Annotated in this window: 13 protein-coding genes, 1 tRNA gene and 1 pseudogene; 8 read left to right on the top strand and 7 right to left on the bottom strand. The window is 64.4% G+C overall.

Going from position 1 to position 17,590, the window contains the following annotated elements:
- Positions 1-17: 17 nt before the first annotated feature.
- From ACRHIG_RS08660 to ACRHIG_RS08645, 4 genes and pseudogenes are all read left to right on the top strand, one after another.
- Positions 18-1,891: pseudogene (locus tag ACRHIG_RS08660) on the top strand (amidohydrolase).
- Between the two features lie 10 nt (positions 1,892-1,901).
- Complete coding sequence (locus tag ACRHIG_RS08655; RefSeq protein ID WP_489629939.1) at positions 1,902-2,990, top strand: porin; 1,089 nt, start codon at positions 1,902-1,904, stop codon at positions 2,988-2,990.
- A gap of 84 nt (positions 2,991-3,074) precedes the next feature.
- A complete protein-coding gene (locus tag ACRHIG_RS08650; protein WP_489629938.1) occupies positions 3,075-3,902 on the top strand; it encodes an AraC family transcriptional regulator in 828 nt (275 codons plus the stop codon).
- 77 nt (positions 3,903-3,979) lie between these two features.
- Entirely contained in the window at positions 3,980-4,387 is a 408-nt protein-coding gene (locus ACRHIG_RS08645) for a cupin domain-containing protein (RefSeq protein ID WP_489629937.1), read from the top strand.
- A gap of 74 nt (positions 4,388-4,461) precedes the next feature.
- Here ACRHIG_RS08645 and ACRHIG_RS08640 read toward each other — a convergent pair.
- From ACRHIG_RS08640 to pepN, 3 genes are all read right to left on the bottom strand, one after another.
- Positions 4,462-4,537 (bottom strand) — tRNA-Thr (locus ACRHIG_RS08640).
- 116 nt (positions 4,538-4,653) lie between these two features.
- Positions 4,654-5,655, bottom strand: a complete 1,002-nt coding sequence (locus ACRHIG_RS08635) for a class 1 fructose-bisphosphatase (RefSeq protein ID WP_230539851.1) — start codon at positions 5,653-5,655, stop codon at positions 4,654-4,656.
- Between the two features lie 136 nt (positions 5,656-5,791).
- Entirely contained in the window at positions 5,792-8,446 is a 2,655-nt protein-coding gene (gene pepN, locus ACRHIG_RS08630; protein WP_489629936.1) for an aminopeptidase N, read from the bottom strand.
- 198 nt (positions 8,447-8,644) lie between these two features.
- On the opposite strand from pepN, the gene ACRHIG_RS08625 reads away from it, so the two are divergent.
- The gene (locus tag ACRHIG_RS08625; protein WP_475417942.1) at positions 8,645-9,274 is read left to right on the top strand and encodes a DUF4136 domain-containing protein; all 630 of its coding nucleotides are present in this window, start codon (positions 8,645-8,647) and stop codon (positions 9,272-9,274) included.
- A gap of 171 nt (positions 9,275-9,445) precedes the next feature.
- On the opposite strand, the gene ACRHIG_RS08620 is transcribed toward ACRHIG_RS08625, so the two are convergent.
- The 4 genes from ACRHIG_RS08620 to ACRHIG_RS08605 all read right to left on the bottom strand — a co-directional run bounded on the left by ACRHIG_RS08620 (position 9,446) and on the right by ACRHIG_RS08605 (position 14,452).
- Entirely contained in the window at positions 9,446-10,375 is a 930-nt protein-coding gene (locus ACRHIG_RS08620) for a quinone oxidoreductase family protein (RefSeq protein WP_489630773.1), read from the bottom strand.
- Between the two features lie 90 nt (positions 10,376-10,465).
- Complete coding sequence (locus tag ACRHIG_RS08615; protein WP_489629935.1) at positions 10,466-10,855, bottom strand: methylglyoxal synthase; 390 nt, start codon at positions 10,853-10,855, stop codon at positions 10,466-10,468.
- Positions 10,856-10,884: 29 nt separating this feature from the next.
- Complete coding sequence (locus ACRHIG_RS08610; RefSeq protein WP_489629934.1) at positions 10,885-11,805, bottom strand: DMT family transporter; 921 nt, start codon at positions 11,803-11,805, stop codon at positions 10,885-10,887.
- A 163-nt stretch (positions 11,806-11,968) separates the two neighbouring features.
- A complete protein-coding gene (locus ACRHIG_RS08605) occupies positions 11,969-14,452 on the bottom strand; it encodes an alkaline phosphatase D family protein (protein ID WP_489629933.1) in 2,484 nt (827 codons plus the stop codon).
- Between the two features lie 143 nt (positions 14,453-14,595).
- Between ACRHIG_RS08605 and ACRHIG_RS08600 the strand changes: the two genes are divergently transcribed.
- The 3 genes from ACRHIG_RS08600 to ACRHIG_RS08590 all read left to right on the top strand — a co-directional run bounded on the left by ACRHIG_RS08600 (position 14,596) and on the right by ACRHIG_RS08590 (position 17,561).
- Complete coding sequence (locus ACRHIG_RS08600; protein WP_152281593.1) at positions 14,596-15,321, top strand: YebC/PmpR family DNA-binding transcriptional regulator; 726 nt, start codon at positions 14,596-14,598, stop codon at positions 15,319-15,321.
- A gap of 60 nt (positions 15,322-15,381) precedes the next feature.
- Positions 15,382-16,650 (top strand): phosphoribosylamine--glycine ligase, encoded by a 1,269-nt coding sequence (gene purD / locus ACRHIG_RS08595; RefSeq protein ID WP_489629932.1) that lies wholly within the window; start codon positions 15,382-15,384, stop codon positions 16,648-16,650.
- A gap of 125 nt (positions 16,651-16,775) precedes the next feature.
- Positions 16,776-17,561: a hypothetical protein gene (locus ACRHIG_RS08590; RefSeq protein ID WP_489629931.1), complete on the top strand. Its 786-nt coding sequence runs from the start codon at positions 16,776-16,778 to the stop codon at positions 17,559-17,561.
- Positions 17,562-17,590 lie beyond the last annotated feature (29 nt).

Raw genomic sequence — 17,590 nt, 5'->3', positions numbered from 1 at the left:
CACCATGGAGCTGCATCATGACCGAACCGACCCTTTCCTCCGCCGCGCCGCTGATACTGATCAACGGCTGCTTCCACACCGTCGACAAGTCGTGCCCACAGGCGAGCGCCGTGGCCATCGCCGACGGCAAATTCCTCGCCGTCGGCGATGCCGACGACGTCATGCGCCACCGCAAGCCGGACAGCCGCGTGATCGACCTGGGCGGCCGCACGGTGATTCCCGGCCTGAACGACTCGCACCTGCACCTGATCCGCGGCGGCTTGAACTACAACCTGGAACTGCGCTGGGAAGGCGTGCCATCGCTGGCCGACGCCCTGCGCATGCTCAAGGAGCAGGCCTTGCGCACGCCGAACCCGCAATGGGTGCGCGTGGTCGGCGGCTGGAACGAATTCCAGTTCGCGGAAAAACGCATGCCCACCCTCGACGAAATCAACGCGGCCGCGCCCGACACCCCCGTCTTCATCCTGCACCTGTATGACCGCGCCCTGCTCAACCGCGCGGCCCTGCGCGTGGTCGGCTACGACAAGAACACGCCGAACCCGCCCGGCGGCGAGATCGTGCGCGATGCATCGGGCAACCCGACGGGCATGCTGATCGCGCGGCCGAACGCGATGATACTGTATGCGACCTTGGCCAAGGGCCCGACCTTGCCGCGCGAACTGCAAGTCAATTCCACGCGCCAGTTCATGCGCGAACTCAATCGCTTGGGGCTGACCAGCGCCATCGATGCGGGCGGCGGCTTCCAGAATTATCCGGAAGACTACGCGGTGGTCGAGGAGCTGGCGCAAAAGGAGCAACTGACCATCCGCATCGCCTACAACCTGTTCACGCAAAACAAGGGCCGCGAACTGGAGGATTTTGAAAAATGGACGGAGATGGTCACGCCGGGCCAGGGCGACGATTACTACCGCCATAACGGCGCCGGCGAAATGCTGGTGTTTTCCGCCGCTGACTTCGAGGATTTCCTCGAGCCGCGCCCGGAACTGGCGCCCGGCATGGACGACGAACTGGAAAAGGTGGTGCGCCACCTGGTTTCCAAACGCTGGCCCTTCCGTCTGCACGCCACCTACGACGAATCGATCGACCGCATGCTGACGGTCTTTGAAAAGGTCAACCGCGATATCCCGTTCGACGGCCTGCACTGGATGTTCGACCACTGCGAAACCATCACGCCGAAAAACATCGACCGGGTCAGGGCGCTGGGCGGCGGCATCGCCATCCAGCACCGCATGGCCTTCCAGGGCGAATACTTCGTCGACCGCTACGGCGCGGAAGCGGCCAAGGCCACGCCGCCGATCGCCCGCATGCTGGCCTCGGGCGTACCGGTGGGCGGCGGCACGGACGCCACCCGGGTTGCCAGCTACAACCCGTGGACGGCGCTGTACTGGCTGGTATCGGGCCGCACCGTAGGCGGCTTGCGCCTGTACGACGCGGGCAGCCGTTTGTCGCGCGACACGGCGCTGGAACTGTGGACGGCGGGCAGCGCCTGGTTCTCCAGCGAGCAAGGCAAGAAGGGCCGCATCCAGGAAGGCATGCTGGCCGACCTGGCCGTGCTGAGCGCGGATTTTTCAGCATCGATGAAGAGGCGATCAAGTCGATCGAATCGGTGCTCACTATCGTCGGCGGCAAGATCGTCTACGGCCAGGCGGAATTTTCCCATCTGGCGCCGCCAGCCATCCCCGTGCTGCCCGACTGGTCGCCCGTGAAAAACGTGGCCGGCCACTACCGCGCCGCGCCGCCGCAAAAGACCAGCGCCATGCAACAGCACCAGTGCCAGGGCGCCTGCGGCGTGCACGCCCACGCCCACGACGTGGCGCGCAAGAGTTCCGTACCCGTCTCCAGCCACTCCGGCTTCTGGGGCACGCTGGGGTGCAGCTGCTTTGCGTTTTGAGAGCATGGTGATGCATGTATTCTCATGCGCTGCCGGCGCCCTGGCGCTGGCGGCCGCCCTGCCCACCCAGGCGCAGGAAAACGTGCAGCTGTACGGCCGCCTGAACGTGGCGCTCGAAGCGCTACACTCGTCCGGCAGCGGCGACAGCGTGCGGCGCCTGTCCAACAACCGCTCGGTACTCGGCTTTCGCGGCAGCGAAGACCTAGGCGGCGGCTGGCAGGCGCTGTTCCAGGTCGAGGGCACGCTATCGCCCGACACGGGCGCCGGCAGCCTGGCCGCGCGCGACACGCGCGTCGGCATTGCCGGCCCGTGGGGCACGCTATTTGGCGGCAACTGGACCCTGCCCTACAACAGCGCCACGTCCATGCTCGACCCGTTCTACCCCACCACGGCCGGCTACATGAGCTTGATGGGCAATGGCTCCGCCTCGAACGATAGCAATACCAGCAACACATACTCGTTCGACCGGCGCCAGCAGAACAGCCTGCATTACTGGACGCCGCAGTGGCAGGGCTGGTCGCTGCGCGTGGCGCGCGGCATGGGGGAAGAGCGGCCCGCCAACGGCGCGCATCCGGCACTGACCTCGGCCGCATTGATCTACGACGGCGGCGTCCTGTACGCCACCCTGGCGCGGGAAGACCATCACGACTACCAGGGACGGGGACTGACCGACCAGGGCAGCAAGCTGGCCCTGGCCTGGAGGATCGACAGTGTCACGCAGCTGGCGCTGGCGCTGGAAAACCTGCGCTACGCCACTGCCACGGGTGAGCTGCACCGCCGCACGGCCTACTTTTCCGCCACGCGCCAGTTCGGCCGCCATGGCCTGCGTTTTGGCCTGGCGCATGCCCAAAACGCCAGCGGCGGCGCGCTGGAAAGCATCGGCACGGTGCGTGCGGGAGCGGATACGGGCGCCACCCACGCCACCGCCGGCTACGACTATCAGCTGTCGAAACGCAGCAGCCTGTATGCCTACTACACGCACCTGGCCAACGGCCGCAACGGCATCGCCGACTTTGCCATCAACAGCCTGGGACGCGATGCAGCAACCAAGGGCGCCACCTTGTCGGGCGTGGCGCTGGGAATCCGGCATAATTTCTGATTCGGTGGTTTTCGTGGACAGCCCCGCGCGCGGCGGGTACAGTCTGCGTTCAGCAACCAGGGCAGGTATCTGCGAACAAGCACCATGAAGCGAGCAGCAGCGCCAGCGCGCAGCGACTGGGTCAAGTGCGCCGAACCGGTACAAGGCGTCGAACGCATCGAGGCATGGTTCAAGGGCAAGGCCTATGCCATGCACCGCCACGACACTTACGCCATCGGCCGCACGCTGGCGGGTGTGCAGCGTTTCAGCTACCGCCGCGGCCAGCGCGACAGCCTGCCCGGCAATACCATGATCCTGCATCCGGACGAGGCGCACGATGGCCAGGCGGGCACCGACGCCGGCTTCCGCTACCGCATGCTGTATATCGAACCGGCGCTGTTCCAGGATGTGCTGGGCGGACGCGCGCTGCCCTTCATTGAAGGCGGCGTGTCGACCGATCCCCGCCTGGCGGCGGCCACGTCCGCCTTGCTGCCGCACGACGGCCGCCCGCTCGAAGCGCTGGAACAGAGCGAGGCGCTGGCCGAGCTGGCGCATGCGCTGGCGGCGGCGGCCGGCACGCCGGCGCAGCGTCCAAAAGGCGACTTCCTGGCGGCGCGGCGCGCACGCGACTACTTGCAGGCGCACTGCACCCACGCCGTCACCCTGGCGCAGCTTGAAGCGGCAACGGGACGCGACCGCTGGAGCCTGTCGCACGACTTTCGCGTCTTCTACGGCACCAGTCCGTACCGCTATCTGACGATGCGGCGCCTGGAAATGGTGCGGCGCCTGCTTCTGGCAGGCAGCACGCTCGCCTCGGCCGCCATGGCCGCGGGATTTGCCGACCAGAGCCACATGACGCGGCATTTCCTGAAGACCCATGGACTGACGCCTGGCCGCTGGCTGCGCTACGCCAGCGGCATCGGCCAGGACTGAAAACACCCACGATCGTTCAATACGGCCGGCAAGCGCCTGCGTATTCTGGCTGCATCGCCACTTGAACGGAGCACAGCATGACTATCACCACCACGCGCGGCCAGGGCCGGTCCATCGACCTGGCAGGCAAGGTCTCCCTGTTAGAGGGGCACTGGCAGCCGCGCGTCATCGCCGAAATGAATGACTACCAATTCAAGGTCGTCAAGGTACTCGGCCAATTCCAGTGGCACCGGCACGCCGATACGGATGAAACCTTCATCGTGCTGGACGGCGAATTGCGCATCGCCCTGCGCGGCCCTGGCTACGCGGAAAGGCATGCCATCGTGCTGACTGCCGGCCAGATGGCCGTGGTGCCCAAGGGGGTCGAACATAGACCGTGCGCCCTCGCCGAAACCCGGCTGCTGCTGATCGAACCGCGCGGCGTGGTCAACACGGGCGACGGCGACGCGGGCGAGCGCACGGTGGAGAACGATCAGTGGATTTGAAGCAGGAAAGATAACAGTGACAAAAACAAAAAACCCGCTGACTTTTGCAAGTCAGCGGGCTTTCTGATGAAACCTGGTGCCGTTGGCCGGAATCGAACTGGCGACCTTCACATTACGAATGTGCTGCTCTACCAACTGAGCTACAACGGCGAAGACCCACATTCTACAAACAATGCACAAAATTTGCTAGTGTCAACGCGAACTTTTTTGCATTTTTTAGCGGCCCGGCTGCGGGCCGCTAAAAATCGTGGAAAAGTGCGGCTTTTTTACTCGGCGTGATACGCGGTGACGCGGGCCACTTCGTCCTTCGAGCCGAGGAAGACGGGCACGCGCTGGTGCAGCTTGTGCGGGGCGATGTCCATGATGCGCTGCTGGCCGTCGGTGGCCGCGCCGCCGGCTTGCTCGACGATGAAGGCCATCGGGTTCGCTTCATACATCAGGCGCAGCTTGCCCGGCATCGAGGTGTCGCGCAGGTCGGCCGGGTACATGAAGATGCCGCCGCGGTTCAGGATGCGGTGCACGTCGGCCACCATCGAGGCGATCCAGCGCATGTTGAAATTGGTGCCGCGCGGGCCCGTGTCGCCGGCCAGCAGTTCGTCGACATAGCGCTTCACGGGCGGATGCCAGTGGCGCGCGTTCGACATGTTGATGGCGAATTCCTTCGTCGTCGGCGGAATCTGCATATTGCTTTGCGTGAGGACCCACGAACCCATCTCGCGGTCCAGGGTGAAGCAGTTCACGCCGTTGCCGAAGGTCAGCACCAGCATGGTTTGCGGGCCGTACACGGCGTAGCCGGCCGCCACTTGCTTGCAGCCCGCCTGCATGAAGTCCTGCTCGGTCGGCTGGCCCATACCGTCCGGCGCCTTCAGCACGGAGAAGATGGTGCCGATCGAGACGTTGACGTCGATGTTCGACGAGCCGTCCAGCGGGTCGAACAGCAGCATGTATTCGCCCTTCGGATAGCGGTTCGGGATCGGGTGGATCGATTCCATCTCTTCCGACGCCATGGCCGCCAAGTGGCCGCCCCATTCGTTCGCTTCCAGCAAAATCTCATTGGAGATGATGTCGAGTTTTTTCTGTACCTCGCCCTGCACGTTTTCCGTGTCGGCCGTGCCCAGCACTTCACCGAGGGCGCCCTTGCCGACGGCGTGGCTGATGGTCTTGCAGGCGCGCGCGACGACTTCGATCAGCAGGCGCAGTTCGGCCGGAATGCTGTTGTTCGAGCGCTGCTCTTCAACCAGGTATTGCGTAAGACTGATGCGTTTCATGAAACCCCTTAGTTAGTGTTTTAAATACGTCTCGTGCGGTGATTGTCGGCTTACGCGCCGTTGGCGCCAAGCCGACCTACGAAATCATGACGCCGTGTAGGTCGGATCAGCCCGCAGGGCGTAATCCGACACACCGTCAATTGGCCAATGCCTTGCTGACCACTTCCATCACGTCGTTCGACAAACTGGCCTGGCCGGCGACTTGCTCCAGCGCGTCGCGCATGTGGCCTTGCAGCGCCGGCACGTAACGGCGCCAGCGGTCCATGGAGCGCGCCAGGCGGGCGGCCACCTGCGGATTCAGGGCGTCGAGCGCGATGACCTGCTCGGCCCAGAAGGCGTAGCCGCTGCCGTCAGACGCATGGAATTGCGATGGATTGCCATTGGTGAAATTGAAGATCAGGCTGCGCGCACGGTTCGGGTTTTTCAAGGTGAACGCCGGATGCGTCATCAGCTGGCGCACGGCTTGCACGTCGGTCGTCGGCGCGGCCGCCTGCATGGCGAACCATTTGTCGACCACCAGCGCCTCGTTCTCGAAGTCGGCATAGAAACTGCTCAAGGCCGCCTGCGCATGCGGCTGCGAGCCGGAATGAATCAGCGCCGCCAGCGCCGCGGCGCGGTCCGTCATGTTGCCGGCATTGTCGAACTGCAGCCGCGCCAGGTCCAGCTCCTCCGCTTCGGGCGCGATCAGCAGATACGACAGGGCCAGGTTTTTCAGCGCGCGCTTTCCGGCCGACAGGGCGTCGGGGCTGTATTCGCCCGGCGTCTGGTTGGCGTGGTACTGCGCCAGCAATTCAGGTTTCAGGGCTGTCGCGATGGTGCGGCGCATGAACTGGCGCGCCGCATGGATCGCCTGCGGGTCGACTTGCGCCATGCGCTCGGCGATGATGGTTTCCGACGGCAGGATCAGGGCCAGCTCGCGGAAGGCAGGATCGAGCGTGTCGTCGGCCAGCAGGGCGCGCTGCGCGGCGATGAAGGTGTCGTCCAGCGCCAGGGGCTCGCCGGCGGCGACGGCGGCGGTCAGTTTCAGCAGGCGCTCCATGGCCAGGCGCTGGCCCGCTTCCCAGCGGTTCACGGGATCGCTGTCGTGACGGAACAGGTGCAGCAGCTCCGCGTCGGTATAGCCGTATTCCAGCACCACTGGCGCGGAAAAATCGCGCAGCAGCGATGGCACGGGTTCTTCCGTCACCTGCGTGAAGCGGAACGTCTGCGACGCCTGCGTCAATTCCAGCACCACGCTGGCCGCGCCGTTCGACGCCACGCCATCCACGTGCAGCGGCAGGTCGCTGCCATCGGCGGCCAGCAAGCCGACGGTGACGGGAATGTGGAAAGGCAGTTTTTTCGGCTGGCCCGGCGTGGCGGGACAGCTTTGCGCCAGGGTCAGCTCGAACGTCCGGCTGGCGGCGTCGTAGCGCGTGGAAGCGGTGACGACGGGCGTGCCGGCCTGGCTGTACCAGCGTTCGAACTGGCTGAAGTCGCGGCCATTCGCGTCCGCCATGGCGGCGCGGAAGTCGTCGCACTGCACGGCCTGGCCATCGTGGCGTTCGAAATACAGGTCCATACCCTTGCGGAAACCGTCGCGGCCGACCAGGGTCTGGTACATGCGCACCACTTCGGCGCCCTTCTCGTAAATGGTGACCGTATAAAAGTTATTGATCTCGACGAAAGAGTCGGGACGCACGGGATGGGCCATCGGGCCCGCGTCTTCGGGGAACTGCGCCTGGCGCAGCGTACGCACCTGGTCGATGCGCGTGACGGCGCGGCCCGTGTCCGTGCCGATCATGTCAGCCGAGAATTCCTGGTCGCGGAATACCGTCAAGCCTTCCTTCAGCGACAGCTGGAACCAGTCGCGGCACGTCACGCGGTTGCCGGTCCAGTTATGGAAGTATTCATGGCCCACTACCGCTTCGATGCCCGCGTAATCGACGTCGGTCGCCACGCGCGAGTTGGCCAGCACGTACTTGGTGTTGAAGATGTTCAGGCCCTTGTTTTCCATGGCGCCCATGTTGAAGTCGCCCACGGCGACGATCATGAAGCGGTCCAGGTCCAGTTCCAGGCCGAAGCGTTCCTCGTCCCAGCGGATCGAGTTTTTCAGCGACTGCATGGCGTAATCGGTCTTATCGAGGTTGCCCTCTTCCACCCACACCTGCAGCAGCACTTCGCGGCCCGATTTCAAGGTGTAACGCTCTTCCTGGCACACCAGGCGCGCCGCCACCAAGGCGAACAGGTAGGACGGTTTCTTGAAAGGGTCTTCCCACTTGGCGTAATGGCGGCCGTCGCCCAGGTCGCCCTCTTCGATCAGGTTGCCGTTCGATAGCAGCACCGGATAGCGTTCCTTGTCGGCGCGCAGCATGACCGTGTACCTGGCCATCACATCCGGGCGGTCCGGGAAGAAGGTGATGCGGCGGAAGCCTTCCGCTTCGCACTGCGTGAAGAAATTATGGTTCGACACGTACAAGCCGGACAGCGAGGTATTGTCCTGCGGCGCCAGCACGGTCTCGATATCGAGCAGCACCTCGTCCGGGGCCTTGGGGATGGTCAGCATGCCGGCCGTCAGCTTGTATTGCGACGGCTTCAATACCTTGCCGTTCAGGCGTATCATCACCAGTTCGATGTGTTCGCCATGCAATTCGATGCTGCGGCTGCTGCTGGCAGGGTTGTGGCGCATGCGGATCCGGCTCGCCACCACTGTGCGGGCGGGATCAAGATCGAAACCAAGTTCGACGCTGTCGACCAGGAAGCTGGGCGGCGTGTAATCTTTGCGGTAAATCGTCTGAGGGCTGTCTGTGCGCATAGGGATTTGGGTGGGAGCGGAGGCAAAAGCCTATTTTACCAACACCAGCCCCCGCTCGTCGCGATTCAGCTCAGGAATGTTGGATTCCCTTACACGCCGACATGCTCGGTAACATTCTGTAATAATGAATAGAAACAAATAGAACTATTCTTATAATACTAAGCGATGAATTGTGTCTACTAATCAGGAGGTCATGCAATGAAACGTTATCTCACCATCATGATGGCCGCATTGACCGTGTTGCTGACCGGATGCGCCACCACCATACGCAGCGATGTCACCGTCTTCCATGAGTGGCCCGCGCAATTGCAGGACAAATCGTATGCATTTGAAGCGCCAGCGGCGGAAGACGACACGCTGGAATACCGCAGCTACCAGAACCTGGTGCGCGCGGAACTGGCCAAGCACGGCTTCGGCGAAGCTTCCGGCCCCGCGGCGGCCAATTTGCGCGTGGCAATGAATTTTTCCACCGTCGACTATCCTGAACGCGTGCTGCAGGCCACCGACCCGTTCTGGTATGGTCCCGGCTACTGGCCTGGCCGCTACGGCTACCGCTACGGCGCATGGCCAGGCTATGGCCGCTTCGGCTACAACCCCTATTGGTATGGCCCGCTGGAAATGGAAGAGAGCGTACGCCATAAGTACGAACGCGAATTGCGCGTGACGATCAATGACCGCAGCGGCAAGAAACTGTACGACGTGACCGTGCAATCGACCAGCAACAAGCGCGCCACGTCGCAAGTGATGCCGGCCATGGTGGCGAGCGCCTTTGCCGACTTCCCCGGCCAGAGCGGCGTGCCACGGAAAGTCGAAGTCAAAATAGAATAATGACGTCGCAATACAAAAAAACCGGCTTGTGCAGCAATGCGCAAGCCGGTTTTTTTCATATTTAAGAATAATATGCCTCGGCGGCAAAGGTGAGCGCGCCGATCAGGGCCACGGCCAATAACAGCACGAGCAGCAGGCGGCCGAACTTCGGCGCGCCGTCATGTGGGCCGCTCATGGCACGATGATGGTCGAACCAGTCGTCTTGCGCCCTTCCAGGTCCGTGTGCGCCTGGGCGATATTGGCCAGGCTGTAGCGCTGGTTGATCTCGATCTGCACTTCGCCGCTGCTGACGACGCCGAACAGCGAGGCCGCCATCTCTTCCAGGTTGGCACGGTTCGAGGCATAGCTGAACAGGGCCGGGCGCGTGATGAAGAGCGAGCCGCGCGAGGCCAGTTCGCTCAGCGTAAATGCCGGCACGGGACCGGAAGCGTTGCCGAAGCTGACCATCATGCCCAACGGCGCCAGGCAGTCGAGCGAGCCCGTAAACGTGTCCTTGCCGATGGAATCGTAGACCACGGAGACGCCCTTGCCGCCCGTGATCTCGCGCACGCGCTCGACGAAGTTTTCCGTGTTGTAGTTGATGACGTGGGCCGCGCCGTGCGCCTTGGCCAGCGCCGCCTTTTCATCGGAACCGGCCGTGCCGATCAGGTTCACGCCCAGCACCTTGGCCCACTGGCAGGCGATCAGGCCCACACCGCCAGCGGCCGCGTGGAACAGGATGGTATCGCCCGCCTTCAGCGCCACCGTGCGGTGGAACAGGTATTGCACCGTCAAGCCTTGCAGCATCATGGCGGCGGCCGTATCAAAACCGATGCGCTCGGGCAGCACCAGCAGCAGGGCCGCCGGCAGGTTGCGCTGCTGCGCATAGGCGCCATTGATACGCGCCGCGTAGGCCACGCGGTCGCCGACCTTCACTTCCGTGACGCCCTCGCCCACCGCCTCGACGATGCCCGCGCCTTCGACGCCGAGGCCATTGGGCAGCGGCTGCGGATACAGGCCCGTGCGGAAATACACGTCGATGAAATTGAGGCCGATCGCCTCGTGTTTCACGCGCGCCTCGCCGGGCCCCGGCGGCGGCAGTTCCACGTCCACGTATTCCATCACTTCCGGGCCGCCCACGCGCTGTACGCGGATGGCCTTGGTGGTAATCGTTGCGCTCACAATATGCTCCTAGAAGAATTGGGAAAAACGTCAGGCGGCCGCGCTGGCCCGCGCCTGCAGCTGCGACAGCAACAGGTGCGCCGACGACAAATTCGTTGCGCACGCCACGTTGTGCACGTCGCAGGCGCGCACCAGGGCATTGATGTCCGGCTCGTGCGGCTGCGGCGTCATCGGGTCGCGCAGGAAGATCACGCAATCGATCAAGCCTTCCACCAGCAGCGAGCCGATCTGCAAGTCGCCGCCGAACGGGCCGGAATGCTTGCGCTCGACCGCCAGGCCCAGCTCGTTGATCAGGCGGCCGCCCGTGGTGCCCGTGGCCGACAATTCACAGCCCTGCAAAAAGTCCAGGTATTCGCCCGCCAGGGTAATCATGTCATCTTTTTTCTTGTCGTGGGCAATCAGGGCGATGCGTGTTTTCATGGTAAGGGCGTTTTCAGTGGGTGGAGGAATTATTTCTTTTTCGACAGCAAGTAAATACCGGCCAATACCAGGCTGGTGCCAGCCAGTTGCCAGTTGGTGATCGGTTCATCGAGGATCATGGCGCCCAGGAACAGGGTCGAGACGGGGCCGATCATGCCCGCCTGCGAAGCGACGGGCGCGCCGATGCGTTCGACGGCGATCATCGTCATAAAGACGGGCATCACCGTGCAAAAGATGCCATTAAGCAATGACAAGCCATACACGGGCATGGGCTGGATCAGCAATTCGACGGGGCGCAGGATGAAAAACTGGGCGATGCAGGCAAAGCTGGCCACGCACATCGCATAGCTGACCAGGCGCATGGAGCCGATGCGTTTCACCAGTTCGCCTGAACCCAGCAGGTACACGGCATACGAGCAGGCCGAGCCCAGCACGAGGGTCGAACCGAGGGCCACATTGCTGGCGCCGCCCTGCAAGTCATGCACGAACACCAGCACGATGCCGCAATATGAGGTGAGCAAGGCCAGCCACTGCAGGCGGCTGATGCGCTGCTTGAAGTACACGGTGGTAATCAAGAGTACGAAGGTCGGCGTGAGAAACAGGATCAGCCGTTCCAGCCCAACGGAAATATATTGCAGGCCCAGGAAGTCCAGATAGCTGGACAGGTAATAGCCGACGAGACCCAGACCGACCAGGCGCCAGCGGTCGCTGGTCGACAGCGGCGGCTCCGTGCGCATCTTCCACCAGGCGATGACGGCGAACACGGGCAGCGAAAAGATCATCCTGAAGGCGATCAGGGTGACGGCATCGATCTGGTAGCGGTACAGCAGCTTGGCGACGATGGCCTTGGTGGAAAACAGCACCGCACCGCCCACGGCGATGGCCAGGCCACCGAGGTAGACGGAACGGGGAATAGATGGAGGGGTTGCTTGCGGGGAACTGGGGCTCATGCCCAGATTGTAATGGCAAAAGCCAAAGACGGCGTGGGTGGGGCGTAGGTCGGGTTAGCCCAAAGGGCGTAACCCGACACCACCGCAACGTAACCCGCCCCCATCCCCGCCAACCATGTTGTCGGATTACGCGCGGCATGGCCGCGCTAATCCGACCTACCCTTTACGCCACCACCACCGCCGCCGCGCCCGCCGTGACCGTGGCCGTCGTCACGCGCGCAATCACGTTCGAAGGCGCCGCCGTGCCGATCAGTTTATTCACCTGCTTGAACTGCGCCACCAGCTTGCCAGGCGTCAAGGTGACCACCGTGTAGCCCTGCGCATCCGTGTTCAGGTGCTTGATCCACGGGTTGTTGCCCAGGCCGGACAATTGCTGCGCCAGGCCCAGCAAGGTCGCGCTGAAGTCAGTGCTCGCTTTCAAGCCAGCCTGCACGGCAGCGACCGTCGCGTCCAGTTGCGCCTCCGGCACGCCCTTGGCGGCCAGCGCGCCGCGCAACTGCACGCGCAATTGTTCCAGCAGGCTGTCAACGGTGGGCGCGGCCTTGCCCATGGTGTAGTCGAGCAGGTTGACGTCGAGGTTGACCGTGCCCAGGCCCGTCACGGGAATGGCCAGCGGGTAGCTGACGAGGGTGCCGATGTCGCCCATGGCGCCGGCGGCCGACTTCAGGTAGCTGAAGAAGGAATCCGAGCTGACGCCGGCCGACACGAGGTCCACCATGACGGGCGTGCCGCCGCCGGCCGCGTCGAAGTCGTCGCTGACCGTGCCGGCGAAGAACGAGTGGATATCACCCGTGATGGCCACCACGTTGCCGATGGCATTGTTTTTCAGGTGCGCCATCAGGTTCTTGCGCTCGCTGTTGTAGCCGTCCCACTGGTCGCAATTGAGCAGGAAGCGCGTGAAGAACGGCGCCAGCGCCGCTTGCTGGCCCGACGCGGCGACGAAACTTGAGGCGGCGCCCTTGGCCTGCACGTCGGGCTTGATCCAGCCGAAGGCGATCACCTGTGCGGCGGCGGCCGGCGAGCCGCTGTTGTAGGCGGCTACCGTGATACCGGCCTGGGCCGCGCTCAAACCGGCGCCCACGGCAGCGGCGCCCTGCGCGCTGGCGTTGGCGGCCGCGCCGGCGATCGCCATGGCCGCCGCTTGCGCCACGGCCTGCGATGCACCGGTCGTCGAAGCGGCCACGATGGCGCAGGCCAGCGGCACGCTGCCGCCCACCAGCGGCAGGGTGCTGGCGATGGCCTGGCCCACTTTCGACATGGCGCTCAGCGCCAGCAGGGTGGCAATCGCATCCGTGCCATTCAAGCCCATGCGCAACAGCGACACTTCATTGCCCCACAGCTTCCAGGTCGAGGTGGCCGCCTTCATCTTGCCCTTCCACCAGTCGCGCTGGGTCGTGCCCAGCATGCCGACGGCGGCCAGCGGGTCGGCGCCGGCCTTGGTGGCGGCCGCCATTTTCTGCCCTTCCACGCTGTCGAACAGCGCTTGCGGCACCAGGTAGCGGCTGCCGATGCTGCCCAACGGCTTGCCCGTGGCGGGATTGATGGTCGACTCGGCGACCGCATGGTCGGCGCGGTACAGGCGCTCGTCCGTCATCACCAGCTGCATCAGTTTGCCGAACTGGAAATCGCGGTAGATCTGGATGTTCTGGAACGTTGTCGCGGCGGCATCGAACGTGACGTCGGCCGGCATGTATTCGAACCATGCCTGGTTGGCGCTGCGGCGGCGGGCCGGCTGGTGCAGATCGCTGCCATCCGTCGCCACGATGCCTTCGTAGGTGGAGGCATCCTGCCAGGCGTCGTCCGTGAATTCGTGGTCGTCCCAGATGGCGATGAAGGCGAAGCGCTCGTGCACGGCTTGCAGGCGCGTATCGGTGCGGTATTTCTTGTACAGGTAGCGGTAATCGGCCACGGTCGTCGCGTATTTCGCGCCGGAGGTGCCGCTTTTATATGTGCCATCTGGCAATTTCAACTGGTCGTGGCGGCTTTCCACGGCGCCGCTCTGGAAGGCCTCGCCCACCGTTTCATAGATGTAGTCGCCCAGGTGGACGATGAAATCGAGCGATTCGTTGGCGGCGATGTGCGACAGCGCGCCCCAGTGGTTGATGCTCCAGTCCTGGCACGTCAGGTAGGCGAACTGCAGCTGCGACACGTCGCTGGTCGCAGCCGGCGCCGTCTTGAAACGGCCCACGTTCGAGCGCACGTCGCCGGCGATGAACTGATAAAAATACACCTGGCCCGGCTGTAATCCCGTCACCTTGTGGCGTAGGGTATTGTCGAAATCGGCTTTCAGGGGCAGCTTGGCGTCCACGATGGGCGTGCCGGCCAGGGCCGTATTGCCGCCCAGGGCGGCCGTATTGTCGGCGGCGCTGACGATCAGGCGCACGGCGACGTCCGATTTACCGGCCACGGCGGGCGCGACGGCGTCGAAACTGGCGGGCACGACGCGCGTCCACAGCATGGCGCTGTCGGCGCGCGGGTCGCCCGAAGCCACGCTTTGCGGGAATTTCCAGTCGCTGCCCGAGGCCAGCGGCACGCCAGGATCGCTGTGATCGCTGCTGCCGCAGGCCGTGAGCCCGGCGGTGGCCACGGAAACCGTAATGAAGCCGCCCAATTTCAGAAATTGCCGTCTGTCCATTTGACTTGCCATGATGTCGCGTCCTCGATATGGTGAAAGCGCGTCACTTTAGCAACAGATTGTGTCATCCTGATGACGGGGCCATGCCGCTTCGCAGGGGGCCGATATGCTAAAATGTCGGCCACAATTGAACACCCGTCTAAGGAAGATTCGACATGGCAGGACATAGCAAATGGGCCAATATCAAGCATAAAAAGGCTGCCACCGATGCCAAGCGCGGCAAAATCTGGACGCGCCTGATCAAGGAAATCACGGTCGCGGCCCGCATGGGCGGCGCCGATATCGCGGCCAATCCGCGCCTGCGCCTGGCCGTCGACAAGGCGGCTGACGCCAATATGCCGAAAGACAACGTCCAGCGCGCGATCAACCGCGGCAGCGGCGGCGTCGACGGCGCCAACTACGAGGAAGTGCGCTACGAAGGCTACGGCGTGGGCGGCGCGGCCGTCATCGTCGAATGCATGACCGACAACCGCGTGCGCACGGTGGCCGAAGTGCGCAACGCCTTCAACAAGAACGGCGGCAACATGGGCAACGAAGGCTCCGTCGCCTTCATGTTCCAGCACTGCGGCCAGCTGCTGTTCGCGCCGGGCACCGACGAAGACAAGCTGATGGAAGCGGCCCTGGAAGCGGGCGCCGAAGACGTCATCGCCGACGAGGAAGGCGGCTTCGAAGTGCTGACCCCCGTACACGATTTCGCCGCCGTCAAGGAAGCGCTGGAAGCGGCCGGCTTCAAGGCCGAAGTGGCCGAAGTCATCATGAAGCCGGCGACGGAAACCGTGTATGCGGGCGACGACGCCATCAAGATGCAAAAGCTGATCGATGCGCTGGAACTGCTGGACGACGTCCAGGAAGTGTTCACCAACGCCCTCATTGAGAATTAATCACTCTGCACACAAGGGCGGCACCGCCGCCCTGCAACCCACACTGAACGAACGGTCCCTATGAAAATTCTGGTAGTCGGCTCTGGCGGCCGCGAACACGCCCTGGCCTGGAAACTGGCCCAGTCCGAACGCATACAGATGGTGTATGTCGCACCGGGCAACGGCGGCACCGCGCGCGATGCGCGCCTGGTCAATCTCGACATCAGCGACCCGCAATTGCTGGCCGACTTCGTTCAGCAGGAACACATCGGCCTGACCGTCGTCGGCCCGGAAGTGCCGCTGGCGGCCGGTATCGTCAACCTGTTCCGCTCGCGCGGCCTGAAGATCTTCGGCCCGACCAAGGAAGCGGCGCAGCTGGAATCGTCGAAGGACTTCGCCAAGGCCTTCATGCAGCGCCACGGCATCCCGACGGCCGCCTACCAGACCTTCTCCGACGTCGCTCCCGCGCACGCCTACATCGACGCCATGGGCGCGCCGATCGTCATCAAGGCCGACGGCCTGGCCGCCGGCAAGGGCGTCGTCGTTGCCATGAGCCTGGAAGAAGCGCACCAGGCGGTCGACATGATGCTGTCCGATAACCAGTTCGGCGACGCCGGCGCGCGCATCGTCATCGAGGAATTCCTCGCCGGCGAAGAAGCGAGCTTCATCGTCATGTGCGACGGCAAGAACATCCTGCCGCTGGCCACCAGCCAGGACCACAAGCGCCTGAAGGACCACGACCAGGGCCCGAACACGGGCGGCATGGGCGCGTATTCGCCGGCCCCCATCGTCACGCCGGCCATGCATGCGCGCGTCATGCGCGAAATCATCGTGCCAACCATCCAGGGCATGGCCAAGGACGGCATCACGTTCACGGGCTTCCTGTACGCAGGCCTGATGATCGACGACAAGGGGACGCCGAAGACGCTGGAATTCAACTGCCGCATGGGCGACCCGGAAACGCAGCCCATCATGGCGCGCCTGAAGACCGACCTGGTCACCGTCATGGAACACGCCGTCAACGGCACGCTCGACGCCGTGGAACTGGAATGGGACCGCCGCACGGCCGTCGGCGTCGTCATGGCCGCCGCCGGCTACCCGGACGATCCCGTCAAGGGCACGCCGATCGGCGACATCCCGGCCGAAACGGCGGACTCCGTCACCTTCCATGCGGGCACCCGCATCGACGGCGAACGCCTGGTCACCAACGGCGGGCGCGTGCTGTGCGTGGTGGGCCTGGGCGACAGCATCAAGATGGCGCAGAAGCAGGCGTATGAGACCGTGGAAAAAATCCATTTCGATGGCGCGCAGTACCGCCGCGACATCGGCTGGCGCGGTTTGAAGCACTAAGCACGCCCCTGGCGGCGAACGGCGGGGCCGGCGCGGAGATTATCCGTCCCGGCCCCGTGTGCATAGGCGCGCCGGGAAACCGGCATCTGCGCTAAGATTTTGCCTTCCTGACAAAATTACAGCCCATGACCACACGCTCCCATCCCTCCCTCGCCGAACTGCGCCGGCTCGGCATGATCACGCCCCAGGAACTCGGCGAGGCGATGGACGAACTGGACATCCTCGCCCAGCCCGACGAGGACGATGTCGACATGCCACGACTGGCCGCCGGCGCAGGTCTCGCCGACACCCTGGCATGGCTGCTGCGCACCGACCTGCTGCCGCAGGACGACTTCCTGCGGCGCGTGCGCGACCTGCCGCGCCAGCATGACGGCGCGGCCCTGCTCGAGCGTCAGCAACTGGCCGCCGACGCGCTAACGCTGGTCAACCGCCAGGCCATCGACACCCTGTACGACGAAGACCTGCTCGACCAGTGGCAACGCGATGCCGCGCACGCCAGCTTGCCGGCGGACCGCCTGCTCGCCTCGCCGGTCGCCGCCCTGCGCGACATGCTCCGGCAAGGCACCCTGACGGCGCAACAATTCGAGGCGCTGCGCCTGCGCACACGCCAGCGCGGCTCGGAACTGGCCTGTCTCATCGTCGACGCCGCCGCGCGGCAGGCCCGCCCCGCCTATGCCCGCCCGGGCACATGGGTGATGGCCGCGCTGCTACTGCTGGTGCTGGCCTTTGTGGTCCGCACCATCGTCTCGAGGCAGCCGTCCGCCCCCGCCGTCCCCGTCGCCGGGCAAGGCACCGAGCGGCCCGATCTGCAGCAGCGCGCCGCGCAGGCCGTGGAGAGTGCGCGCGTGCCCGGCGGGCCGGACCTGTCCATCACTGTGGTGCAGGAGAACGCTGCGCCGCCGGCACGCTAATGCACGGCGCACTTCCCGCGCCGGCGGCC

Source organism: Janthinobacterium sp. C22 (assembly GCF_057919405.1).
The sequence above is the reverse complement of the archived record's forward strand: the minus strand, read 5'-3'. Positions and strand labels throughout refer to the sequence as shown.

Bases quoted from the DNA above. Each gene is read 5' to 3' on its own strand.
- ACRHIG_RS08655 (WP_489629939.1), top strand. From the start codon at position 1,902: ATGCATGTATTCTCATGCGCTGCCGGCGCCCTGGCGCTGGCGGCCGCC.
- ACRHIG_RS08650 (WP_489629938.1), top strand. From the start codon at position 3,075: ATGAAGCGAGCAGCAGCGCCAGCGCGCAGCGACTGGGTCAAGTGCGCC.
- ACRHIG_RS08645 (WP_489629937.1), top strand. From the start codon at position 3,980: ATGACTATCACCACCACGCGCGGCCAGGGCCGGTCCATCGACCTGGCA.
- ACRHIG_RS08635 (WP_230539851.1), bottom strand. From the start codon at position 5,655: ATGAAACGCATCAGTCTTACGCAATACCTGGTTGAAGAGCAGCGCTCG.
- pepN (WP_489629936.1), bottom strand. From the start codon at position 8,446: ATGCGCACAGACAGCCCTCAGACGATTTACCGCAAAGATTACACGCCG.
- ACRHIG_RS08625 (WP_475417942.1), top strand. From the start codon at position 8,645: ATGAAACGTTATCTCACCATCATGATGGCCGCATTGACCGTGTTGCTG.
- ACRHIG_RS08620 (WP_489630773.1), bottom strand. From the start codon at position 10,375: ATGGAATACGTGGACGTGGAACTGCCGCCGCCGGGGCCCGGCGAGGCG.
- ACRHIG_RS08615 (WP_489629935.1), bottom strand. From the start codon at position 10,855: ATGAAAACACGCATCGCCCTGATTGCCCACGACAAGAAAAAAGATGAC.
- ACRHIG_RS08610 (WP_489629934.1), bottom strand. From the start codon at position 11,805: ATGAGCCCCAGTTCCCCGCAAGCAACCCCTCCATCTATTCCCCGTTCC.
- ACRHIG_RS08605 (WP_489629933.1), bottom strand. From the start codon at position 14,452: ATGGCAAGTCAAATGGACAGACGGCAATTTCTGAAATTGGGCGGCTTC.
- ACRHIG_RS08600 (WP_152281593.1), top strand. From the start codon at position 14,596: ATGGCAGGACATAGCAAATGGGCCAATATCAAGCATAAAAAGGCTGCC.
- purD (WP_489629932.1), top strand. From the start codon at position 15,382: ATGAAAATTCTGGTAGTCGGCTCTGGCGGCCGCGAACACGCCCTGGCC.
- ACRHIG_RS08590 (WP_489629931.1), top strand. From the start codon at position 16,776: ATGACCACACGCTCCCATCCCTCCCTCGCCGAACTGCGCCGGCTCGGC.